Source organism: Undibacterium sp. YM2, assembly GCF_009937975.1.
Classification (GTDB): domain Bacteria; phylum Pseudomonadota; class Gammaproteobacteria; order Burkholderiales; family Burkholderiaceae_D; genus Undibacterium.
Genome location: NZ_AP018442.1, coordinates 49,858 through 74,442 on the forward strand (window position 1 = coordinate 49,858; position 24,585 = coordinate 74,442).

The following is a 24,585-nucleotide window of genomic DNA, read 5'->3' on the forward strand; positions in this document are numbered from 1 at the left end:
GGCGCTCGTTCGAGGTCCATAATGTTGGCATGCCTGAAAACGAGGGATGCATGCTTGGAGTCCGCAAAGCTGCTATTCAGCTTCCGGCTGGAAGCTTTCTAGTCTGGACTGTAATGGTCAATCAAGAGCCTGTCCTTGTGATCGACAATAAACTAAACAAGTTAAACTAGCACCATGATAAAACCAATGAAATCCCCGCAGACGCGCGCTGAATTCGAACGGCGGTTGCATCTGCTTCGAGAACAGCTTCGGCAGGGAAAAATGTATTTTTCATCGAACGTCGTTCGTGGCATCGACGGTCTGCAGCGAGTTCGGATGTTGCCGAACGGACGGATTGACTTTCTATCCGTTGACCAATCGACCCGCTTACAAGCAAACATGATGGTTCAGTTCCAGGAAGAACTCTCCAGCCCGGACGGAAGTGCTGATACATCAGCGGACGAAGATTAGCGTCAAGCGAAGTAATTCTGCGAACAAACCAAAATTGGTAAGTGGATGCTTTGTATTGGTTCTGTTCGACTGATTGAAAAAATCCATCCATTTGTTGGCACTTTTACTTCGTTTTTTTCACAGGATTACTTTGCTTGACGGAGTGGAAAACCTGGTCAATATTCTGAGATTCGGGAGAGGTTATGAGTGTTTGCTGAGATAGTATTTCGGAGACAAAGCTGCGCTCAACACGACGAATTTTCCGTGCAAGAACTTTGAAGTGTTCCAATGATGACCAATCCTTGTAATTTCCAATTACCACAAACAAAGACTTTGCTCGGCTTACAGCGACGTTTAAAAGGTTCGGAGATTTCGATGCCCATGTCCGACTACCGAGTCCCTTGTCGCCTGTAATTGACCCCAAAACGAATATCACCACAGGAGCCTCTTTACCTTGAAAGGTATGAGTAGTCCCAAATTCCAGCAGGCCGACCCCTTTCTTCATGAAAGGTTTTAAAGTTTCTTCAATTGCGTCCTTTACGTCGCGAAATGGTGTAATCACATACACTTTAGCGACCGTTTTTCCTCCTTTACTGTCTATCGTCGTCGGCCAGTTTTGAGAAAATGTAGAAATTATTTCTTTCAATGCATTTAGTTCTTGGTTGTTGACCTTTGTCGGTGAATGGGTTTGTACGTCGATCCAAATGCTGTTAGGAATTGCGCAGATCAGACAATCATTGTTAGTCGCCGACACCATCTGCTCGTTGTAAGCAACTATATTTGAAATTGAGAACATAGGATCATCACAGCGTCTGTGTGACCGCAGCGGAAGTCCTGTCCATTTCGAATTCACGTTGGCACCGATGTTCATGGTTCGGTCGGCGAGCGTCTGTGCGGACTGAATGAGTGGATTCCATGCATTCGTCACTTTGAAATGCTGCTGAAGCATGCTTGCTATCTTTGGCGAAGTTGTGACAACTGGTTCGATCTGTAGCGGATCTCCAACTATCACGGCACGGCGGCTTCTTTGAAGTGCGCCCACGAGCGATTGCGGAGTTGCTTGCCCAGCCTCGTCGATCAACATCCAGCCTATTTGCTCCTTCCCTATATTGCGCATCAGTTTTGACATCGAAGCCAATGTGGTCGATATGACTGGAATTAGGAAAAATAAGGATTGCCACACGACAGGAAATTGGGTTGCGCCAATTTTTTGACTGGCACTTGCGCCGAATAGCATCTGCTGAACGATTTCAAGATTCGCTGAAAATTTCCCGGCTTGAACTCGGATCGTCAATTCATGCAGCCGTACTGCGTGCACAAATATTTGTGCACGCAACAAATCAAAATCTCTTGACACCCATAGACTGCGATTGTGTCTCTTCAGCCTAGTGGAGAAAAAAACTTTGTCCGCGATGTCGATGAAATCGTTTTTCTTATCCGACTTGAAACGTACATTTCTAATCAGTTCTATTCGGTTTTGGTATTCCTGTGACGAGAAGAGATGCGATGTATCTAGCGTTGGATAATTTGATTTGTACGTATCAGAATACATTCGCCAATGAAGCTGAATACTTTGTATTCGATTGTCAAATATCTTCTCCCTCTCCTCTAAACGTGCGCATGCTGTAGCATAGTCAAGTGCCCAAACGGACTTTTTGAATGCTAGTTCTTCGGCGTCCCATGCTTTTTCAGCCTTCGATTTACGCCAAAATAGTCGAAGCACGAACTCCAAAAATCCATTCGGCTTTCTCGCGTCAAGTAGTTTACGTTTGCTTTCAAAGGCTAGTTTCGTGTTTTGCCAAACGCTAAAAAACGAATTTCTCGGATCGCTTCTCAATTTATTGCGTAAAACTTGGGCGGATGTTATGGCGTGTTCGACTTTCTCTTTGTGCTTCACATAGTTCAGCAGGATTACTGCCTCAAACAGTTCATTCAGTTTTACCTGCTCCTCTTTGAAAGCGAGTACGCTTCGCAGCAAGTGATCCTTTTCTTCTTGCCATTTAGCCTTTAGCCAATCAGCGACTTGTTCAGATTGAATCTGTTGAGTACTATAAAATAATTCATTTTTGATGTCACTAACCACGTTAGCTATTTTCTTCCGATTGCTGCTCTTCCCAGCAGCAGCGGCAATGATGCCCCAACCTTCAATTTCCGGTCGATCTGTTGACTCAATATATTCATTGTCGTCAACGCTTGGGTTGTTGATCGATTGCCGTTTCAGCAACGCTCCAACATTTCTCACAAAATATGTTGCAGAGGGATGCTCGATTCCATCGATTTTCTTGATGTTTGGAAGATCAAGGCTAATGTTTTCTACAGCTGAATTATTGCTGCTAGCAACGACAATTTCACTGCCGTCCATTATCTCTGGAGCAATTGGATAAAAACTTGAATCACTAATTTTAATCCCGGCAAGAAATAGCCCATCTGGATTGGACAATGCTGCAAGTCTTAGTCCTCGCTGGACAATTATATCTGCAATGACATCGCAAAGCAGCGTGGTCTTTCCCGTACCAGGCGGCCCATTCACAGCAACCAACCCAGATGTATCAGAGAGCTTCAGTATTTCGCTTACTGCGGCCTGCTGTGCCACAGCTAAATGATATTTTGCAGATGCGGGCCAACGGCCAATGCCAAATTGTGTTGGATTGACATGTGCGACCAACGAATGGGTATTCTCTAACAAGTCAGTTACACGTTCTGGAGGCTTTTCACTATTGAGATACCTGCTAAGTGGCGCACTCAATTCAGTGTCAACCTCCTTGATTGCGATCTGAAGATCATCAAGAAAGAACGAATTTAAGAATTGAATGATTTGTGTTGAAGCGTCTACGGAAGATTTGATGTAGATCTTTTTGATCTGATAATCGTACTTGATTTTCAGCTCTGCAACATCAGTTCGATCTTTTAAAAATTTGAATTCGTTACATATATCCGTTTCATCCACTGCGTCGACAAGAGGACTATTCGTGTGCCGATCTTTAAAGTCTTGCGTGGCATCCGACAGTAGTCCTGAAATACGATCGAGTTGACCGAGTTTCATCAAACTTGGTGTAGCAGAGTAGCCTGCCTGAATGTAGGTGTCGGGCATTATCTTCCCGGTTGAATCTACAGCAAACGCGGCTAGCCAACTATCTCCTGGCCCTACCCGCTCATAGGTATCCTCGTCGAGAGTCGATGGTTCGAGGACGGCGTTTTGCCACCATTCCACGATATTACGCTTGGAAGAGATACCAATATAGACAACATACAAGAAATTTGTCTCCGCTTTGCCTGTTGTTTCTTTTTTCCACGGAAGCTGCTCTTCTATTTTGCCGTTCGGCGCATCAGGCAAGTTGGCCAACTCCATGATTCGCCAGAATTCCAAGATATTTTTTTTCATTCTTTTTTTATTTCGCCGCTACCCCAGCAAATTGTAATTATGTAAAGATATGAAGTCTAATGGAAAATCGTAGCGGAAACCAAATTTGCCTACACTTTTTGTTACCTCCCCTATTAAGCGACCATTTTTGTAGACAAATTGGGCCTCACAACGTCGACAAATTTGCTTTCCACTACGCCACGTGAAATTGGGGCCGCCGAGTTATGGCCGGAAATTGCTTGTAAGCCTAAAAATTACCAAAAGTCATCTTGTTATGATCTATGTAGTGATTTCAGGAATTCTGTAGGTCAGGTCGCACTACAATCGTGTGCCTGCTGAAATAAAGAATGGGGGCTCACGCCCCCCCTTTCGCCTTGTGATATTACTCCGCGTCCAGCAGCCGCGAGAGACGCTTTATCGTTCTCTGCCCAATCCCGGTCTTGCTTGCGGCGGCGATATCAATTTCACCCCTGTCTACCAGTGCCTTGAACTGATCTTCAATTCGTATCGTTCGATGCTTTGCCACGAAATCAAAGACGTGGTCCGCATTGTCGACGTGAACATCTTCGACACCGATATACACGTCCGTCAAAATTTCCGTTCCCACTTGAGTCTGCACGGGCGATACCACAATAGCGGCGAGCAGCCAGGGCAATAATGATGGGTTGCGGCCGTTTTCTTGGACAGTGTGCGTCGAGAGTTCTTCGACAGTTGCTGCATAGGTGCAGGCAATGAACAATGAATCGTCGACAAACCGGGCATCGCATCACCTGCACGACCCGTGCGGTTTCTCGAGAGTGATGATCAACCATCCGATCCCACTGTAGTGTACATAGTACACATATCGCTGGGCAACTTTGACGAACGCCGTCAAGGCCGACAACAGATTGGTGAGATCGTCACCGACCAGTTACCTGAAATGGAAGTGTGCCAGTTCGACCCACTTACTGGCAAGGCAGCGACATTCCAACAATCACCACGCCAGGAAGTGGCTACACCGACATGCAGTCGACCAGGATCGTCGATGCGGGACCAAAGCCAGATAGAGGAATTTCGCCTCGCAAAACTGGATTTCCAAACTGCATTACAGAAAATGTTCAATGAGGCAATTGATGCAGGAGTAGCCCACCTTGACGTCCACGCTGGCGCACTGCACAGAACGGTTGGCGGTTATCCTGGTCCTAACCATTTGATGCCTACTTGTTGCAATGTGATGTACGCGGAAATGGAGCCAGGCGACGAGGTATTGGAAGCACCTCCAAAGAAATTGGGTGCAAACGTAAACATCCGGTACCTATTGCCACGAATCAAATAGGCTCAGCGCGACCATGGCCATACAGCGTGCGATCAACTCTTTCCTGGACAGCTCTGCCAGGTCGTCACCATCCTCGCCGACCAGCTCCCGTATATTCAGATCAGCCAAATTAAACGTGATGGACTCTGGACTTCCTGTCCTCGTGTACAGCTTACCCAGTTCATAAACCAGGGCTTAGCTGTAGCAACCTGCGTTTGAAAACGCTCCGACCTGCATTCAGCTGCGCCGACCTGCAATCCATCGGCGCGAACCGACAATAACTGCGACTGGCGGACGGCCACAGATTCCTTGCATATGCATAAGGTTGTTTTCCAGATGGCGAGTTCCAGCCCACTGCGGCACTCAGCGAAGGGCCGGAATCGCCCCAAAGCCGCCAAATCGTTTGCCCTTTTGTCCAACCTCGTGTGCGTAGATAATTTGTTTTTTGGACGCCCAAACTTAAGCGCCGAGTGACATTGTTCAGAAATGGATTTTTGCTCTCAGGGGCTCTAAGTTCGCAGCCTTCGCTAGCTTGAATAATCTGTAAGCTTCTAGAATTTGGTTCTGATACGTGGAATGGAATGAAGATTCGATTGATGGAACGGGGCTAAAAAAGTTAACCTTTTTTCACTTGTAATAATAGCTAACTTAAATAATAATTAATTGCCAAGTTTTGCACTTTATAAATGAAGCAATCGACCTCCCCAGCTTCTCGCGTTTCCAGGCTGTAAGTATGTTTCCTTACTACGCCAACACGAAAGGCCATCTGAGCGGATTTATGATGATAGGCACCAGCATCCACAGCGACCAGCAAACCACCTCGGAGCAATTTATGGCAAACAATCTTGTTTCTATTTCTGTCGCAAATTACAGTTCACTAGGCGAAATTCAAATTACGCAGAACAGTATCGTAATGGGTACTGTATCCGCTGCGCAGTCTTCCATCATCCCAACCATTGGCACTGTCAGTGTTACGCCAGGTCTCGCAATTTCTATTCAGGGCGCTCCGAATTATTACAATGTTTGCGATGTTGCCGCAGAAAATGTGGTGGCAGGCCTCTTCATCCAGACCAATGTAGCGTGGGGAACCAACGCCTGTCCGTGTGATAGCGTGCAAAGTCAGTGGCCCTCCAATTGGCCAGCACTGTTTACTGGCAGTGTGTGCGGCGATGACGGCACCGTCGGGTGTATGCAACAGACTCCAGACGGAAAGCCAGGTGGCACATGCAACCCCAACTGGTTGCAATACACCACGATTAACGCCGATAGTATCGCCATCAACGCGGGCGACGACTGTCGCACCATCTGCACCAATAATTTATGCAACTTCCTCCTGGGAACCGGTGGAGTTACCCAGATCACTTTCGATTTCGAGGTGGTCAACTACACCAAGTCGGACGGCAGCGCCATTTGGCTTGCATTCTGGATTTATTGCAAGGCTTGGCAGAACACCCAGGAAGTCGATTTCATTGAAAGCCGGTGGGGACCTGGCGATGGGTTGAACAGCAATTTTGCAGGCCAAGGCGAACAGGTCGTCATCTATCCTGGCAGCGCAACTGGACCTTGGACAGGTTCCATCACTGCAAACTTTTCCACCAATTCCGATGGCACGATTGCGGTCAGCGTCTCCAACAGCGTCAACAGTAACATAGGCACGGCGACATTGGCAGGGCCCACCGGCTCTGAAACAGGCTATTTCTTTGTACTGAATACCTGTCCCACCGATCAGTCTGATTGTACTATCACCATTTCTAATCTTAATGTGGTTGGCACTTGGCAGGGAACCACCTGATGCTGCCCGCCGTAGAGCCATCATCCCTCGCCCACATTTAGAGTAGCTCGGGCAGCATACGTGATGGTTTAGCGTGGTTATGCGCTGGCGTTGGCGATTCTCGCAGTTCTTGCCTTCGTTTCTTTTAGCATTGATCGATCAACGCCGGTGCGACCGCAACCGGCTTGGCTTTGCCATACTGTTCTGTTATTTGCTCTTTCCCGGACGTAGCGGAAAGCAAAATTGCTTTCACTTTTTGTTCCCCTTCCCTATGACGCATCTATTTTTGTAGGCAAATTCAACCTCGGAACATCGACAGTTTTGCTTTCCACGACGAAATGGGCGACATAAAGCTGCCGCCCGTTTTGGCTGCACTCCTATTTTCATAGGACTACTTTGCTTGACGGTAGTGATCAATCATTACCCCAATTCAGACCAGTTACCTGCTTCATCTCGCTCGAACAGTTTGAACATCGTTTCGGTCGCAATCCGAATCTGTAGTCTGTCGTTGAATTCACATGCTGCGACACCAAGCACGCCGGACAGATCACTCGCAACATGACCAGACCGCTGTAGATTCCCACTTGAAGGATCACGTTGGAAATGAAGAACCCCGCGTCCGTGTCGAGCATTCACAAACAAATGATTTCCATCTGGGCTGTAAGTGGGGACGCCCACTCCACCTTCGAGCAAGGGTATAAAATGCTGGTTTTTATACCATTCACGTCTGCGCGGCCTTAATCCCTTGGTCCAATCCCAATTAGGATCTAATCGATAATCATAAAACTCAATCCCATCTAGGGTAATCACGGCGGCTTGCAAACCTTGGTATTTAATTGGCGGCGCACCATCGGCAGCGGGTGGATAGGTAGCAAGCGCTAAACCAACGGCTTCAGCTTCGCTTCTAAATCCCATTTCAGCCATTGCAAACTCGGTCGTTGCATAAGAATTATTCAGCCTATACCCTTGAGTGCGCAAGTGAATCACCTCATTACTCAGTGTCATCAGCATTGCGCCAAATACTTGTGAGCTGAACGCCAAGCTTTTTATCGCCTGAGCGTTATGGAGCAAGTAGTCTATGCTGCTCGGCAAGCCTTGTTGCACCCATCCTTCGTCCGTCAGGCGATGTAATTGTATGGTGTTAGGATGCTCGGTATGACATAGTACGTAGACAGGGTCCATCCCCTCGCTATAACAAGCATCAAGTCCCATAGCAAGCGCCCTGATGCCTATGCCTGGCAACAAAACTCTATCATCACGAACGAAATGTCCATCGCGCAGCCAGAGACGGATACCGCCACCAGGTTCGCACGTACAACTAAATTCACCATCTGGTGTCATCGAAATTGGAGAATGCGTTCTCATCATACCTCCGCTTCGGTGGTTGCAGTCGAGCCTATACCCAGAGCTAGGCACAAAGTTGTCGTGCCACTGCCCATGTTAGCAAACAAATCTACTGCCACTAAAGCTAAGAAAGTTACCCCCTCACTGGCATTTATCAAGGGGCGCAAACCTAAAAATTTGCATGTTCCTGGCAAAGTGCTACACAGATTGGACGTTGCGATCAAACCAATTTTAAGAGGGGAATCTGGATTCTTAACGTTTTTATCGTTTGCTCTGACGATATCGCACACAGTGACTGCCACCGCTGAAAGACAATGCAATGCCCCCAACATACTCGTCAGAACGGTTACAACATCACCGACATTGGATAGTCCCTTCACTTTCACTGTCGTGGCCATTTTGGCCGGGAAAAATTTATCGAAAAATGAAACTACAAAATCCGCTGCTTCGCGCAATATGCCGATAGACCAATACGCGATGTCTGCTCCATACAGCGTCAGCGTGGTCTTTTGCCCCTCATCTTTGCTATCAGTCCCGCGTATCGAAAAACAAGTTACGCTGGCGATAAGTGATGGGATTTGTAGGCCTATCTTCAATAAAAAATTCAAGCCTTGTTGCAGACAGCCCTCGCTAGCCTCTATGGGAAGCTGGCTCATCGAATCGGAGCCAAGTGATTTCTTAGCGTCGGGAAGATTTGGTGCCAACGCAATGATATCTGCTACCGTTTCGATTACAGCGTTAATACATAAGGTGATGGCACAAGTCAAACCGGTAATTACTAATACTTTATCGACCAGGTCTTTCTCAATTGCAACAGTGAATTTTATTTCATCCCATCTTGCGGAACTTTGCGGACTAGACAAAGCTCCTAGGGGCACCGGTTTATGTTGCCGCAATTGCGACAATTCATCATTATTGAATGGTGCCTGGTCATTATTGTGTCGCCTGTAAACCACAGTGACTGGCAGTGCTACGATTAGTGTGGCAAGATCAAGCATCGTCAAAGTCTGACCACCACTTATGTCGCGATACAGCTTTGAGATAAAGGGGATCTTAATTTCCTCATTGAGCGCTTCACGCATCGCGATTATCACCTGCTGAAATAGCGTAAGCGCGATATCAAGCAACACATCGGTCAAGCCCAACACTAAGCGTGATAAGGCCTTGAGACTATCGAGCCCCGCCACCATTAATGCTAGTGGTGCCTGTTGTGGTCGCTTAAGTGCGGTGCGAATTCCCTCAACCGCATCAAGCAATGCATCTCCGATTTTGGGATCTTCAACGACATTTATGAAACGTTGGATCAACCTATCCAATTCTCCTTGATCTGAGAAAGTATTCGGCGAGTGGAACTCAGGCACAGTTGCTTTAGGCCCGTGTTTGTACAGCTTTCTTAAAAGCCATCCACCTTTCGCATCTAAGACTTGTCTACGATTCGCACCTACGAATTCGGACGAATTTCCAGTCTTGATGAGCTGGTTGCGCATCATGTCAAATTGCTCGTCCAATTGATTTTGCAATTCACCGAAATAGCGCGCCGCTCGTTGCTTTAGGGTGCCAAGCATGGCGACAGAACCGTCCAACACGTCATTGATCTGAAGCTTAATGACGTCTCTCGTCAACAACACATCACTCCAACCCGTCTTGTCGCTCACCCACTCAACGAAACGATGATACTGTTTCTCTATCCAATTAAATAGACCTTGTACTAGTTTCGCGGCCCTTTCTATCGTATCAATGATGAATTCTTTTGCCTTATCAATAGCTGTTTCTATCGTGGCCTTGATAGTGCGTATGTATTGGGTCGCCTTAGTCACGACGTCATGCACTAGCCTTTCAGTCACCTTAACAAGCACTTTTGTGGCCTTAGTCGCGCCATTGACAAAGCGATCCCACAAACTCGACAGGCTTTGCGCCTCGATCCGCATGTTTGATACCATGTTAGCGCTTTCCGTCGCATAGCCATGCTCATCGAGTTCTATGCGCTGCACACCATGCGGCGTAGCGAGAAGCATAAAATGGCTTTCCCGTACTAAGTCGTGGTTTGCGGCGGCGAGCATTCCCAAGGGGGCGGCGTACCTTAGCTGCCGCTCAGGAGCGGTCACCGCTTTCCCAAGCGAGTCTGATTGCCCGGACAATTGATGTCTGACTGCATAGGCCACCCCTAAAGGCAATCCCATGTCGGTATGATGAAAAGCCACAAAGTTCGGGTTTGTCGTTTGAGCATGGGCTTGGATACGCGGACTGGCATATCTACCCATCACATCCCGTATGGATCGGGCAAAATCATTTGCGCACTCGAGGGTGTAGTGAGTTGGATCTAGCAAGGCGGGACGCCCAGGCTGATCGGTGCGCAAACTTGCACCATTGAGCGCCGCCATCTTATGATGCAAAACGTCATCTCGATACACGATGAGACGTTCCTGGGCATGCATAAAACTACTTGCGGTGATAATGATGGGCGGCGGCGCAGTCTCGTCTTTAACTTCGCTCATCCACTCCATTTGACCAGTAATATTGACCCGGACCACCACTGGAGCTGCCGGACTTAGTTCAATCACATCGCCGTCGACTTCAATCCGACAATGCTCTGGCGCAGAGAGAGCAATCTCCCCATGCCATGCGCTTCCATCAGGTTTGTAAAATGACACAACCGTACGGTAACTCGTGATTTTTTCTAGCGCCTTATCGTCCTCCTGGCCCAGTTTGTAGTCTTCTACGAGTACGGTTTCATGAAAAACGTCGGGACTATTCACGTCTGGCAAATAACTCGACGGCCGGATTGATGCATTCACAATTGTGCCATGATTTCCGCCGCACAAGTCGCGCGCATCGGTATCGTTCATGGGCCAGTATCCTAACAACCCTTCTTCATTGCCTTGCAGCCGACGGTTTGCCCATTGCCGCATTTTTTCACGTTCCGGGCCTTGCCTCCAAAGCCTCACTTCTTCAATTTCGCCATCAAAGGTTTGCTCAGGTAATGATCCTTCCGGTGAAGTGAAACCAATGATCAAGGAATAGTCAGGTTGAGACACATACGCGGCTGGCACATTACTAACCAGTTCAATCTTCATCTCCCTTCCATCCACGTATAGCTTCACTTCCTCTAGATCCACACTGACACCAATTTGATGCCAAGAGCCATCGAGTAAATTAACGTGGTGGCGAATATTGGTGTCACCCACTCTTAACCCTGGCTCTTCCCAAATCATAGCCTCTGCCAGAACTCGCCAGATCCGTAAATTGCCAGCAAACTGGCGCAGAAAATAGAGATGGCCGAATCCTTCGTACCCTAATACCCAATCAAACGCGGTGGGATTGGAATCGTGCAAGGCGCGTCTCTGTATGAATATGCCACCTTGCTCGGGATTATTTCCAGTAAAGCGTAAACGGGCCTCAGCAGCAAAACGTGCGTCTATTTTATTGTAGGTATCAAGATCTCCAGGTATTGTGACGTAGCTGTAATCGGCTTGATCGTTGATAATCAGTGGCATGTTCGCTCCTTGAGGACGTATTAGATGTCCCGGATGTTATGTAACATGCAATAGGGCGTCAATCAGTGAGGGGTGGATTTAACCTGTTGTGCAAATGAATTGACTTTCTGTGCCAGAGTGAACGTTCATAGAGGCTATTTCATTCCTGCTATCCAACTGGACCAGGCGCTTCCTTGCGCAAGCCGATTCCCAGGGACATGGGAGCCTTCCAGGCTTAGCGCCCGCAGCGCTCGGGCAGTTAAACCAAACTGGCGACGGAATGCGCGGCTGAACGTTTCCATGTGGGAAAATCCGTAGTACTCAGCAATACGAGCCAAACTTAAGTGGGCAAATTCTGCTTTGCTCAGCATTTCACGGCAGCGCTCCAGCCGCCGTTTTTGCACGTAATTGGCAAAACCGCCGCGCGATTCGAATAGATAATGGAGTTTGCGTAGTGAAATGCCAAACTGTGCAGCTATCTGTTCAGCGTTGAGGTTTCGGATATGCAGATGAGCATCGAGATGCTCAGCGATTGCCGCCGTCAACGATTGCACTACTCCCGCCTGGACCGACTCGGTAATGGCGCCCTGGATTGCAGCCGACGCTAACTGCAACGTAGGCGCTATCAAGGACTGTGCTTGACCGGTGCTGAGATGAGATGCGCTATCGTGTAACGCTTGCATGTGTTTGCGTAGTAGAGCAATCATTGGCTGGCTCCCGCTCAAGATATTGAGGTGTCTTTCATCAAGTGAAGGCAACAAAGGCGCCAACAATCTGCGCGGCACTACCAGAGTGAGATTGGTAAAGTCGCTCGCAGAAGTTGCCAATGGCTGAGCCAGGTCGCAAATCAACAAGTCCCCAGGCTGGGTCTGCCGTGCCCGTTGGGTATCACGCCTTCCACAATGACCTACCATGTAAAACTGCAGAAGAATGTGGTCCATTCCGTCACGAGCCAGGCGGTTGCGGGCACGATCAAATTGCTGGGCGCTAGCCTGGACCACACCGAGGCCTAGTTCTCCGAGCATGAAGGCATCGACCTTGGCGCGGAAAGGAGTCCTTCCAGATAACGTAGGCCGGATGTCGAACATGACTCCAATGGCCTCGCACCACGTCTCGACTGCAGCGTTGGAGGTCATTGAGGAAGTATCCATCAACGAATGGGGTAAGGGAGCTATTATGTCGGGATTCATACGATTGGCTTCGCCATCTGAACTATTTAACGGGAAGTCCCTTTCGAAGTTAGATTGCCTATCCTATGGTGAGAAAATATCAAATTTATAATATTTCTAGTGTACAACGCTATTGGGCCGATGTCGATAAATTCACATCATGGAACAGCTAATTTTTTTCAACTTTGAAGCGGCGGCGGATTTGTAACTTCTTCAAGCATTATTGGGGCAACAAGCGTACAGTTTGGTTCTCCTTGTCTCGCGTGTCAGAGTAATCGCCCGGCCATCACGCCTTGACCTGGCGTATTAGCAATACTGGAAATCATGGAGCTGGTTGCCAGCTGCGGGGAAGTTGTTCGTTTGCTAGCTGAATTGATAATCATCTAGCCGTCCCCCTTCGGCAAGCACTGAGAGATAAAGTTACGGTGCAAACCTACTTTATCAAAGGAGAACGGCATGTTATTTTGTGGCATAGACCTCCATTCGAACAACAGCTTTGTAGTCGTTTCAGATGACAACGACAAGGTGTTGTTCTCCAAGCGGCTCCCCAACAATCTAATGGAGGTATGCGCGGCGCTCAGCCCCTACCGACAAGAGCTGTGTGGAATTGTGGTTGAATCAACCTACAACTGGTACTGGCTTGTCGATGGCCTCATCGAAGCCGGCTACACGCTCCATCTTGCCAATATCACCGCAATCAAGCAATACGATGGACTCTAACATCGCGGTGATGAGTCCGATGCTCGCCATCTGGCACATTTGCTGCGGTTGGGACTCTTGCCAGAAGGACATATCATGCCAAGGCCCGTTCGCGCGTTGCGGGATCTGGCACGCAAGCGCATGCAGTTGGTTCAGATGCGCACCTCAAATATTGTATCGATTGAGACCTGTCTGGCACAACAAACGGGAAGTCATATTCCCGGTAACGACGTGAAGAAATTAACGACAGCAGACATCGATAAGATGGCGGTTGGTGAAACTGAGGCGATTGGGATGAAATCCAACCTTGCTGTGATACAAGCATTGCAAACGCAGATCGATGGCATCGAAACAGTACTGTCAGCACATTGCCATGGCAGTTCTGAATATCGACTACTTACTTCCGTAGCCGGGATCGGACCGATCCTGGCTACGGTCATTCTTCTTGAAACGAGCAACATAGAACGGTTTGCCTACGTTGGCAACTACGTGTCCTATTGCCGCTGTGTCGGCAGTGCCCATGTTTCAAACGGCAAGAAGAAAGGTGAAGGCAATACCAAGAATGGCAATCGTTTCCTTGCGTGGGCCTTCGTTGAGGCTGCCAATTTTGCGATCCGCTTCTGCGAAGCTGCGCGCAAATTTTATCAGCGTAAGAAAGCCAAACGAAACGGTATCGTCGCAATCAAAGCGGTTGCGCATAAATTGGCACGAGCTTGCTATCACATGTTAAAAACTGGCGAGCAATTTTCTGTGGAGCGTTGCTTTGCCTAAGGTTGGCAACGGCCAGCGAGCCAGGGACTGGGTTGGACTTTGAGCCCACTGAATTGATTGGACACTGTGTCGTTTGCCATTGCCTTATCTGAGTTATTAGGGAATGGGTCAACCGTATTGCGAGCCACCTGGGTTTGGTCCCGTCATCGCCGGGAGCCATAGAATTGTTCATTCTTTTGGACGCAAAACGGTACCGAGATGCTTCTGGGGCTGCAGTGCCGCCAGGGCGGAACACGATAACAATGCTTCCGCTTGATCCACATGGGTGACTGGTGCGATTCATGCAACCAGCGAAAGAAGCAAAGGGAGTGACTTTCATAGGCAACTGACCAAGCTGCATGCCATCTTCATCCAACTCTCGCCAATGCTGCCAGGCGCGACGGGCATAAAACTCGGACGCTCGCCAGGAACTGGTTTCTCTGTATGCACAAGCTTCCCGTCAGCATCATGGCCACCAAAGTAGTTCACCGAAATCATGTAGATCTCACGTGAGTCACAGTGGAAGTAAGCGAACTGCAAAGCGGAGTTGTATCGCACGCCATCGGCACCGCCTCCCTTGAAAACCTGAGGAGTACTGAAGCTGACTTTAGACCAACTGCGGACATGCTCCCCTTTGCGAACTAGCGTACTTCGGTCTAGCAAGTCGCTGCGGTCTGCGGTTTCACTAAATTTCTGTCAGTCCGCCGCTAATGCCAATGGCGCGCAAAGTACAAACAGTACAAGAATGATTGTGCTATTCAATATTTTCATTTTTCTCACAATCCTTTTTGATTCTTCTTAACATTGAATAGTATATCCCCTTGTTTTTTGCTGCCTTGATCAAGAACTCGGTCGCTTCCTGGACAGCAACTTGAAACGCCTTACCTTCTGATACGTAGTTGCCGACTTGAGCAGGAAATCTGCCAGGAATACGGTTTACGTATGCCGTTAGCTCGCCCATTGCTTTACTAGACTGCCTACGAGAAAACGTAGAAAGAATGTCCTCAAGCGTATTCCTATCAAATGAAATATTCTGTTCAAACAGCAACAGCTTTGCCTCTTTCTTTTTGATTTCAATATGCTGTCTTTGGACTCGCTTTGCTTCATACTCTTCATGCATTGCAGAAGCAGCTATCAATGACGACTCGCTTTGTAGGGAAACAGTTTCTGGCAAACCATCTTTGAAACTTATATAAGAGATTTCGAAATTTCGATTCTGGTTATGGTCTTTCCATCCTTTGTGAATCACCAGACTGTTATTTACGTGAATGCGGGCGCCCAGTTGAAAATCTGCAATCAAATCACGTGACAAATGTATTGGATCATGATCGCCGAAAAAATCCGAAATAATTGATATTAGATCGGACATATCTTCGACAAAACTATTTTGAAACTGCTCTACCGACTGCTCCTCATTGATCTCATTTGTGAAGACATATTTAAATGGTTTCCCATACTTAGAGCGGGCAACTAGCAACTCATGATGAGAGTCAACTTGCTCGTTCTGACCCCACTCGTCGCAAATTTTTGCCATCACGTCTGCAGCTTCCAATTTCTCTCTGAGTATTGCAATTAGTAGATCTTTGTTATCCATTTGCCATTGATTATTTCTATGCTTAATTAGCGTGATGTTATGAGGCGCAATTAATGGTTCTGTCGCATTGTTGATCAAACGGCGGAATTTCCCAGAAACGGCACTGCTGCGCTCAAACGGGACGGACCACTCCTGCCAGCGCATAAAATTGGTCAGCGAACGACATTGCATCGGCGCCGTCGATTGCGAACTGGCCCTTGCGGATCATGTGTATCAGTTCGATGCCGGCGAGCACGGAGCCGGCACACCGGATCGATTTGAAGTTGAGCATCGGCCTGGTCACCCGCTTGATGGCGCGATGGTCCTGCTCGACGATGTTGTTGAGGTATTTAACTTGGCGCACTAGGATCGGCACGTCGCGGCCGGCGTTGATCGCATCGATCGCCGCCTTGTTGGCGCCGCTCTTGTCCATCGCAACATTGTCCGGATCGCCGTTCGCTCCCATGGCCTTTTCGAAGAAGCGCTTCGCTGCGGCCATGTCGCGCCTGGCCGTCAGCAGTAAGTCGACGGTCTTGCCCTGCTTGTCGACAGTGCAGTAGAGGTATTTCCAGACGCCCTTGACCTTGATGTACGTCTCATCCATGCGCCAGCTGCCCCCGACCAGTCGCTTGTGTTTCCGGGCCATCTTCTCGATGAGCGGCAGGAACCGAATCGCCCAACGGTTGATCGACGAATGGTCGACCGACACGCCACGCTCTTCCATGATCTCCTCGAGGTGCCGGTAGCTCAGCGGGTAGGCCGCATACCAGCGGATGCAGACCAAGATCACATCGATCGGAAAGCGCATCCCTTTGAAGTTGAGCATATCGGTTCGTCCTGGGTTCGGGCACCGCAGTTTACCTAATTGGCACGTCGACCTTCGCTAACGCGACAGTACCTATCCCACGGCCTACGCTTGTGGGGAGCCAGTTCTGGCAGCGCGGTATTTCGTTCTGGAAACGAGGCTTAAAACTACTACCCGATTCATCGTGGCAGTTGCGACAGGGCGTGTATTACTGTAACGACCTCTGCACAAATCAGTTAGGCTGGGTCGAAGGCTCGCTCCGTAGTGCCTTGGACGCCGGCGCGCGAATTTTGGCCCAAGTGGAAGCGCACAGAGTGAGTTCTTTTCAAGCTGAGCTAGTTTGATATTCGTCCCGTATGATGATCACTTTTTTAATCTTAAAAAAAGCTGTCCTCCGTAAAGAAGGACAGCTTTTGAGTTTTCTAGTTAAATTCAACAACTGCGAGTCCGCGTGCTAATTGCCAAGCTCTTCCGAACAAGTAGGTTACTTGTCCAATGTCCCTGAGATTGTAAAGAACGGTTCCACCATTCACGAGGTGGCACGCATCAGAATTGTGGCGCCATCGACGGCTCCGCCACGTCCGGCTATAAAATCTGACAAATGTCTGCCTTCCCAAATATGTGCTTCAAAGTGAGAAGAGACTACCTGAAGAATCATCATAAGAGAAAGGTGTTCTCGCATACTTTCTGCATTGATGACCGTAAAGCTGTCAAATTCCGCTAATAGAGGATCGGATGGGATTTGATTTTTTTTACACGAATTCCGGCCGACACTCTATTACAACGATAAATGCACGCATCAAGGGAAAATGTGTTGTGGCCGCATACCTATGCAAACACCGATTAACGGAAAGGAGGTGTGGCGCGATAAAATCACCACATTGAACGGCTAAATTTGATCTGACAATCGCTGTCTTCAAGTCGGGTACCTGCCCAGTACAATCGGAATGGTGTTTTGGGTACCTGACGTGCCGGTAGTTTTTTCCAGTTACTTGACGTGGTGGCTAAACCCCGCGCTGCCTGGGGTTTCAATGCCATAGTGATCTCCCAAGATTGCTTCTAATATGCGCTGTTCTCATTAGGATTGCAAAAAGCCTCCCGGAGCCGTTGTTGATAAAAAAGTATCGCTTTACTTCATTTCATCACAATGCTTCAACTATTTGGATCACATCAATTAATCCATCCAATCTGCTTGCTTATCTGTGCAGATAGATAACAGTTAATTGGCTTTCTTTAGCTATTTTCACTGGTTTAGCTGTACAGATAAACTATATCGATGGCAAGTGAGTCAAAGAGTGGCGCGTAAATAAAATCGCGCCAATTTCGCGCCAAATTAGATGTCTGCTGCACCTAGTCATTAACTGTTCGTTTGCTGGCTGAATTGACCCGGTCAGTTTGATCCACCTTCCACTTCCTTGCGAAGGCTGCCACCCGGTCATACGACCCGTCAAATCCCAGTTCTTTCAGATCCAGATGAAGTTGTTTCAAACTGCGCCGTTGCTTCCGATTTTTACATGCTTCGGTTTTAAGTCAGCTTGAGAGCTGCAATGCGTATTTGTCGATCGCACTGGTTGTTTGTCGCTCCGCATAGGCAGGCTCTGTGATTTCAGAACGCAGATAGCGTCGGACTGTGTTGCGAGAGATGCCCAGTCGTCTGGCGATCTCCCGTAATGGGATCTGGTCACGAATGTGCCAGCGTCGAATAATACCTAGTAATGCCACGTCAATCACTCCTGCTCCCTACTCATCAAGATAAGTAGGATTGTGTGCTAAACGTGGGTCAATTTTAGATGCAATTTATCCAGCAAAAAATGTAGGGGGGCGATTTTTAGTGCAAATTAACATATTTGCACGCCAGAGAAGAAGGTCCAGTCTCCGTAGTCGAATAATTCGGCATTTAACAACCTTTAAGATGTTATGCGTTTATACAACTTATCGGCTGTATTTATAATATACACATTTAAAGTTGTATTTTCCATTTACACTCTATATGCTGTAGATATTACATACAGAACCAGTACCATGGACTACCCAATCAAAACATTGCAGCAGATTCGGCCGATACTAGTTGCTCTCCGAAAACAGGCCGGACTATCTCAAACAGATCTAGCCCTACTACTTGGCGTAACTCAACAGAGCTACGCGAAGATAGAAGCGAACCCGGCGGTAACTAGCGTCGAACGGTTGTTCACGGTGCTGAGCCTACTTGGAAGTGAGATCGTTCTGACCCAAAAAACTCAAAACAGTGGTACATCTACAGTGCCTGTGACCGCTACGAAAAGATTGCGATCTACTGCTCCAACGAAGGATAGGAATGGTGAACACATCTCCGGTGTACTTGCTACCCCAAAGGGGAAATTACTTTCTAGTGCAGCCTTAAAGCATAAAGCAACAACTAATAAACGCAATCCAGCTGCCCCAAAGAAGATAACCCCACCAAGTACGAAGAAAGAGAGCTGGTAAAGTGGGAAGACGAGCGCACGCACAAAGACTGAATATTTGGCTAAACGGAATCCCTGTTGGTCATTGGGACACACAGCCTGGTCGAAACTCCCTGGCGTACTTCGAGGAATGGCTTGCTGATGAACAAGGCCGCCCGCTCTCACTTTCGCTGCCATTTAAGCCGAATAACGAACCATACCGCGGCCCTCTCGTCCAAAACTACTTCGATAACCTATTGCCGGATAGCGAGGCAATACGCCGCCGCCTGGCACTACACTTCAAAACAGGCGGAATTGAGCCATATCAACTACTAGCCGCGGTCGGCCGCGACTGCGTTGGCGCTATCCAATTGTTGCCAGAGGACGAAACACCGAGCGATATTTTCAGTATCAGCGGCGAGCCTCTCAATGAGAGAAAAATCGCAGCGCTACTCCGAAACGCCATCTCAGATCGTCCTCTCGGCCAGGTAGAAGATAATTCCGACCTTCGCTTGTCGATTGCCGGCGCCCAGGAAAAAAGTGCGCTCTTATGGCATAGAGATCAGTGGCACCGACCAGAGGGAAGCACACCTACTACTCATATCTTTAAATTGCCACTTGGCTTGGTCGGTGCAATGCGAGCTGATATGCGGACATCCGTGGAAAACGAGTGGCTTTGTTCTAAAATCATTCACGGATTTGAACTTCCTGTTGCCAACTGCGACATCGCTCAATTCGAAGACATGAAGGTATTGGTTGTCGAGCGATTCGACCGACGACTGGCACAAGATGGTAGCTGGATAGTCCGCCTGCCCCAGGAGGATTTTTGCCAGGCCACGGGCACACCGCCTATCCAAAAATATCAATCAGATGGGGGACCCGGAATTACGAAAATCATGGAAATTCTCCTCGGATCTGATCAAGCCAATCTGGATAGGTTTAATTTTTTCAAAACCCAACTGGTGTTTTGGCTACTTGGCGCGACCGATGGCCATGCAAAGAACTTTAGCATTTTCCACCAACCTAGAAGTAGGTTCCAGGCAACTCCTCTATACGATATCCTATCCGCTCACCCGATCATTGGAACAAAAGCGAATACACTTGCACCACACCGAGCAAAATTAGCGATGGCAGTAAAAGGCTCAGAAAATTACTATTTGATTCGCCAGATACAGCGAAGACATTGGGCAAATCACGCCAAGTTGGTCGGATTAGGCGCCGCTACTGCCGAGGAGATAATTACCACTTTACTGGACAAGGCAGAAGAAGTGGTCAACTCGACATACTCGCAAATTCCAGAAGGGTTTCCTATGGACCTTGCTGATTCTATTTTACAAGGCATGCTGAACCAATGTGCGCTGCTCAAAAGAATGCCGCCCGGCCTGTAATTCGGAATCAAACCGTCTGGCTGCAAAAGGTCAAATGCGGAAATATAGGTTCTGTCGCAATAACAGGGCCGAGCTAAGTAGAGTCGTTGGTTATTTTAGAGTAAGCGTCCCGCCGCCCCACCTATAAAAAGAAGTTATAGCTGTGTAGAGTTCGGAAATGGCAGCAGCGAATCGATCTGGTTGTTAGGGCACGTCGGGAGACGTTCCAGGACGCTGGTCAGCCATTGCATCGGATCAAGGCCATTGAGCCTGGCGGTGCACAGCAAGGTCTGGATGGCGGCAGCACGGCGGCCGGCGCGTTCTGAGCCGGCGAACAGCCAGTTCTTCTTGGGGTCGCCTCAGAAAACGGAAAATAAAGCACGCTAAGCCGGTTGCAGCGGTCGTAGCGGCCTGAATTTGCCCGCGCCGATCTTGGCGCTGCTGCGCCAGAGGTAATCTCCGGTCAGGTTGATGTGCTCCCAGCTCAACGGCGACAGGTACTGCAACAGCGCGTCATCGACAACATGGCCGTTGCCGCGCAACGCCGTAAAGTGCCACAGAAGATGAGACTGGAATTGGCAAAGAACGCTCTGATTAACAGAAAACTGTCACATAATTTGAGACTGATTGTCGCAAATGTTGACGTAGTCCGCATGCGTTTCGCTTTCGCCTGGCTAATCTTTTTGTGCTCCATCGACTCATCGGTTTCCATGGGCGCTTCGGCAAAATATCGCCCCATGGCAATCGCCACCGAACTGAACTTCAAGCGCTCGATTTCTTCCGGTTCCAATTTGCCGTGTACCTGCGCTATCGCTGCACTCATTTCGTCCCATAAGGACTTATCCGGCACATAGTTGTTCAGCGAATCGGCTCAGCTAGTAAGCACTCCATTAGTATTAGCGATGGCTACGCCACTAAACGTGTATGGAGTGAGGTTAAAGCTAGCTGGGACATTTTGACCACTCCCATTGTCTGCATTACAGCGCAACTGTACCTCGACATTGGTACAACCGGTATAATTACCTGGCGGTAAAAACCCCGTGCGCGGCCCAGGCGTAAAAGCCGGTATTCCGTTAACAAGTGGCGGCAAGTAGGGATTCACGATGGACGCGGCGCCATCGACAATCGAGAGTGCAACATCACCACTTGAAGTGAGATCGAAAGATACAGAGCCATAGGTACCATCTGAGAGCAATGCAGTGCAGGTAAAAATGATGGTAATGTTCGAACAGGAGTCTAAATACGATCCTGCAGGAAGGTAGTTAGCTAGAAGGTCGGTAACTACAATTCCTCCACTTACGGCGAACCATGGGTGGGCCCATGCTTGAGATGGATCGCCAGGCGAGTATATGTTGTAGCACTTGCTAGAGAAGTAGGTGTACGAGTTATTAGATTGCAAGGCGCTAGGCCAAGTACCCTGAAATTCATAGTGCCACGAGTTATAGGGGCTGCCACCATCTTTCCACATATTTTCGGAAACCTGATTGCCGTCAATGTCAAATGGGGGATGTGCAAATGGTGCAGGTTTTACCCAACTATTTGTGCGCACAAACCAAGCGCTACCCTCATATCCTGTACCGTCCGCTGCAAATAAGGAAGAAAACGAAAATGTTGCACCATAATCGCTTCTATCGTCGTTGAAGCCCTGATCGTAGAGGTATTGGAAAATGTTGTTGTAGCGTGAAATTCCGGTTGTTGGTTGGAATATTTTGCCAAATTCCGCCTGCATCGGGTATCTCCACGTGTTTAACATTGCCGGTAAGCTCCATGGAGTACCAATCAGTCCACTATTTACACTCAAGACGTCGGTGCCTGCGCTCCAGTTCCGGAGCTTACCTGATAGATGACCAAGAACGAGAAGCTGACTTTGAGTTTCATAGTAAATATTACCAGGCTGACCAACGACCTCGGGAATGTATGCGACTGCCATGTCATCCGGAAGTGGACCAAGCAGAGTAGCGAAGGATTTAAAGTACTGCCAGAAGGTTGCTCGGTACAGATCGCGTTGCTGCGTGATATTCGGGACCGCGTTGCCGATGCCACTTCCGCCAATTAGCCATGCGTTATAGAAGGCCTTGGCAGAGGTACTTATCGTCAAATTGGTGTTCGGACTGTCAACACTAGCATTAGCCTGATAATTTTGTGCCTGAATGACCAGTTGCACCCCTTGCGTTTGAATCACTGAGTAGTAATGAAATAGCCACTGCGCTGTAGCAAAGCAGCTCTCATTTGATAGAAAATTCTGCGCTGTGCCATAGACCCCGCCAGCATTGATGATGGCATTCTGTAAAGCGACAGGGAGCGGCGTTGCCATGCCCGTACCCATAATCGTATCGTGAATAATCTGAATAGAATCTGTTACACCGTCGTTTGGATCGAGAATCTTTGTCGCAATTGCAGATATTTGGGAGGGATCAATACCTTTTGTCGTTGTCGTATAACCTGTTATGGTTTGCACTGTACTTTGGACGTTGGCGACGGCAGTGGTCATTTGCGCTGAAAGAACATTCAATTCGAGTTGATGTAGATCTGTAAGAACTGCAGAAAGTTGCTGAATGATTTTCAATTGGTTATTTATAACAGTCGTGAGTTCGTTCTCGATGTTTTGCAACGCGGTAGCGATCGGATTTGATTTATCTCCGAATATCCAAGAGCAGACAAGTGACATTATCTGGCTACCCACAGCAGAAGCCATTCCTCCAGCGAAGCTTTTCGCTCCAAAACTGAGTAAGTCGGATGCTGTCGTCTCAAATGCATCTTCCATTACACTAGCAGCGACACCATCTGTAGTTTGAGCGAGATCACCCATGCTGTCTGCAAATGTGCCGTCCTGCGCATTGAGTACGTCCATCCAGGTAGTATCGTTAGATGCCCAAGTGGCGGAGGCAGTTATCACAGGCGCATTATCTACCGCCAATGATGTCACTGATAACTCTGATGTAATTGTTGGCCGCAAGCCAGGTGTAGCAAAGAGAGAAAAGCGCGGCGGAGGTGTTTTCGCGATTTTATTGCTCCATGCCGATATCTCTCCCGCCTCACTTATCGACGCCTTTAATTTCGAACGGTTCAGTACATTTGGAGCGGCTATATGCAACAGAAACGGAGCTGTATAGCCGGGCATAAACGCAGTTGCAGTTGCACCGAAGAGATGAGCTTTTACATGGGCATCAGCTTGATCGGATGAGAATTCACTGTTGTGTATCAGCACTGCACGCGTCGCTGTGGATGCTTCATTTAAATAAATCAGTTGACCTGGTTGAGGCACAACCGGAGGTATCGCTTCATAGATGGACCTGTCGACGTCTAGCGTGATTCCCTCACTAATCTGCGACTGCGTAAGGGTGAGATTGGGGAAGCCATAGAGGACAGCATTGGCTGGCACAGTAGGATATTCCAGCTCAAAGCGTCCGTTTGGCGCAGTAGTTACAGTGGCGAGAACAGTGCCATCGGCAACAACAAGTGCGACTGTACCTGGTTCGGCCTGCGGTTGGGAGAGGAAACCTTCCAACATGGCTAATGTAGATTTATTGTTTTGTGTCACAACACTTTGACTTTTATTTTCCATACTACAATCTCCATGAAATGGTGGGACAAAGAAGACAGGGTACTTTGTCATCAACTTACACACCCAAAGCACTCACAAAGACACTTAGATTCTTGCTTGCCTTGAGTTTGATCAATAGCTTTAGAAGCTATTTCAAGTGCTATTGATTTAATTACTCAATTAAAAGAGTAAGTAATAGACAACAATCTATCATGTGTAATTGCTAATTAAGAATTATAATTTGATAATAATTGTTAATTTAATTTGCTTCACTCATATATACTTCTTCAAATCTTGGTCATGAAAGAAAGGGTAAATAGAGCGCGATAACCTGGCGAAAATTAAATTGCTCCATTGTGCGCGAACGGCAAGTCACGCAATTTGCTCTAATCCACTCCGTCGGCAATTCATTCAAGTGATTGTGCGATAAGCTATTGAGAACTATTAAGACTTCCCCAATTTATGGCATCACCAAAGATTAGTCTGTTTTCAACAAGTGGCGATGATCGATGGGCGCTGTTGAGCATGTTACGTGCATTCAGATAGAAGGAGCCAGTACCCCAGTGCTTCATACTATATCTATACG

The 24,585-nt window shown here is 48.1% G+C and carries 15 protein-coding genes and 5 pseudogenes; 7 read left to right on the forward strand and 13 right to left on the reverse strand.

Annotated elements, in window-relative coordinates; translation table 11 throughout:
* Positions 1-174 precede the first annotated feature (174 nt).
* The gene (gene avs1c / locus UNDYM_RS29845; protein ID WP_162044873.1) at positions 175-450 is read left to right on the forward strand and encodes an AVAST type 1 anti-phage system protein Avs1c; all 276 of its coding nucleotides are present in this window, start codon (positions 175-177) and stop codon (positions 448-450) included.
* Positions 451-553: 103 nt separating this feature from the next.
* Here avs1c and UNDYM_RS29850 read toward each other — a convergent pair whose 3' ends face one another.
* Together UNDYM_RS29850 and UNDYM_RS29855 are read right to left on the reverse strand one after the other, a co-directional pair.
* The gene (locus UNDYM_RS29850) at positions 554-3,811 is read right to left on the reverse strand and encodes an ATP-binding protein (RefSeq protein WP_162044874.1); all 3,258 of its coding nucleotides are present in this window, start codon (positions 3,809-3,811) and stop codon (positions 554-556) included.
* A gap of 361 nt (positions 3,812-4,172) precedes the next feature.
* Entirely contained in the window at positions 4,173-4,529 is a 357-nt protein-coding gene (locus tag UNDYM_RS29855; protein WP_162044875.1) for a hypothetical protein, read from the reverse strand.
* 1,288 nt (positions 4,530-5,817) lie between these two features.
* Here UNDYM_RS29855 and UNDYM_RS29860 point away from each other — a divergent pair.
* Positions 5,818-6,876, forward strand: coding sequence for a hypothetical protein (locus UNDYM_RS29860; RefSeq protein WP_162044876.1), 1,059 nt, complete (start codon positions 5,818-5,820; stop codon positions 6,874-6,876).
* 399 nt (positions 6,877-7,275) lie between these two features.
* On the opposite strand, the gene UNDYM_RS29865 is transcribed toward UNDYM_RS29860, so the two are convergent.
* From UNDYM_RS29865 to UNDYM_RS29875, 3 genes are all read right to left on the reverse strand, one after another.
* Entirely contained in the window at positions 7,276-8,220 is a 945-nt protein-coding gene (locus UNDYM_RS29865; protein ID WP_162044877.1) for a hypothetical protein, read from the reverse strand.
* Positions 8,220-11,693 carry a LamG domain-containing protein gene (locus UNDYM_RS29870; protein ID WP_162044878.1) on the reverse strand — a complete coding sequence of 1,158 codons (3,474 nt, stop codon included), beginning with the start codon at positions 11,691-11,693 and terminating at the stop codon, positions 8,220-8,222. Before UNDYM_RS29870 ends, UNDYM_RS29865 begins: the two co-directional genes overlap by 1 nt.
* Positions 11,694-11,827: 134 nt before the next feature.
* Positions 11,828-12,862, reverse strand: a complete 1,035-nt coding sequence (locus UNDYM_RS29875) for a helix-turn-helix domain-containing protein (protein ID WP_162044879.1) — start codon at positions 12,860-12,862, stop codon at positions 11,828-11,830.
* A gap of 435 nt (positions 12,863-13,297) precedes the next feature.
* On the opposite strand from UNDYM_RS29875, the gene UNDYM_RS31440 reads away from it, so the two are divergent.
* Together UNDYM_RS31440 and UNDYM_RS29880 are read left to right on the forward strand one after the other, a co-directional pair.
* Positions 13,298-13,561, forward strand: coding sequence for a transposase (locus tag UNDYM_RS31440; protein ID WP_370529500.1), 264 nt, complete (start codon positions 13,298-13,300; stop codon positions 13,559-13,561).
* Positions 13,562-13,636: 75 nt separating this feature from the next.
* Entirely contained in the window at positions 13,637-14,311 is a 675-nt protein-coding gene (locus tag UNDYM_RS29880) for a transposase (protein WP_370529501.1), read from the forward strand.
* A gap of 315 nt (positions 14,312-14,626) precedes the next feature.
* Here the strand turns inward: UNDYM_RS29880 and UNDYM_RS31445 are convergent.
* From UNDYM_RS31445 to UNDYM_RS29890, 3 genes and pseudogenes are all read right to left on the reverse strand, one after another.
* Positions 14,627-14,965, reverse strand: a pseudogene (locus tag UNDYM_RS31445) (surface-adhesin E family protein); the annotation flags it as partial.
* 79 nt (positions 14,966-15,044) lie between these two features.
* Entirely contained in the window at positions 15,045-16,028 is a 984-nt protein-coding gene (locus tag UNDYM_RS29885) for a hypothetical protein (protein WP_162044880.1), read from the reverse strand.
* On the reverse strand, positions 15,997-16,689 hold the full coding sequence (locus tag UNDYM_RS29890; protein WP_162044881.1) for an IS6 family transposase: 693 nt from the start codon (positions 16,687-16,689) through the stop codon (positions 15,997-15,999). The genes UNDYM_RS29885 and UNDYM_RS29890 overlap by 32 nt, the downstream gene beginning before the upstream one ends.
* A gap of 755 nt (positions 16,690-17,444) precedes the next feature.
* Here UNDYM_RS29890 and UNDYM_RS30990 point away from each other — a divergent pair.
* Positions 17,445-17,561 (forward strand): annotated as a pseudogene (locus tag UNDYM_RS30990) (IS481 family transposase); the annotation flags it as partial.
* 502 nt (positions 17,562-18,063) lie between these two features.
* On the opposite strand, the pseudogene UNDYM_RS29895 reads toward UNDYM_RS30990, so the two are convergent.
* A pseudogene (locus tag UNDYM_RS29895) lies at positions 18,064-18,390 on the reverse strand (helix-turn-helix domain-containing protein); the annotation flags it as partial.
* 300 nt (positions 18,391-18,690) lie between these two features.
* Between UNDYM_RS29895 and UNDYM_RS29900 the strand changes: the two are divergent.
* Together UNDYM_RS29900 and UNDYM_RS29905 are read left to right on the forward strand one after the other, a co-directional pair.
* The gene (locus tag UNDYM_RS29900; protein ID WP_162044882.1) at positions 18,691-19,131 is read left to right on the forward strand and encodes a helix-turn-helix transcriptional regulator; all 441 of its coding nucleotides are present in this window, start codon (positions 18,691-18,693) and stop codon (positions 19,129-19,131) included.
* 1 nt (position 19,132) lies between these two features.
* The gene (locus UNDYM_RS29905; RefSeq protein ID WP_162044883.1) at positions 19,133-20,476 is read left to right on the forward strand and encodes a type II toxin-antitoxin system HipA family toxin; all 1,344 of its coding nucleotides are present in this window, start codon (positions 19,133-19,135) and stop codon (positions 20,474-20,476) included.
* Positions 20,477-20,610: 134 nt separating this feature from the next.
* Here UNDYM_RS29905 and UNDYM_RS29910 read toward each other — a convergent pair.
* The 4 genes and pseudogenes from UNDYM_RS29910 to UNDYM_RS29925 form a co-directional block, all read right to left on the reverse strand.
* Positions 20,611-20,805, reverse strand: a pseudogene (locus tag UNDYM_RS29910) (transposase domain-containing protein); the annotation flags it as partial.
* 33 nt (positions 20,806-20,838) lie between these two features.
* Positions 20,839-21,000 (reverse strand): annotated as a pseudogene (locus UNDYM_RS29915) (Tn3 family transposase); the annotation flags it as partial.
* On the reverse strand, positions 20,940-21,278 hold the full coding sequence (locus tag UNDYM_RS29920) for a hypothetical protein (RefSeq protein ID WP_162044884.1): 339 nt from the start codon (positions 21,276-21,278) through the stop codon (positions 20,940-20,942). The gene UNDYM_RS29920 and the pseudogene UNDYM_RS29915, both read right to left, overlap by 61 nt.
* Positions 21,279-21,326: 48 nt before the next feature.
* A complete protein-coding gene (locus tag UNDYM_RS29925; RefSeq protein WP_162044885.1) occupies positions 21,327-24,020 on the reverse strand; it encodes a hypothetical protein in 2,694 nt (897 codons plus the stop codon).
* Between the last annotated feature and the right edge of the window lie 565 nt (positions 24,021-24,585).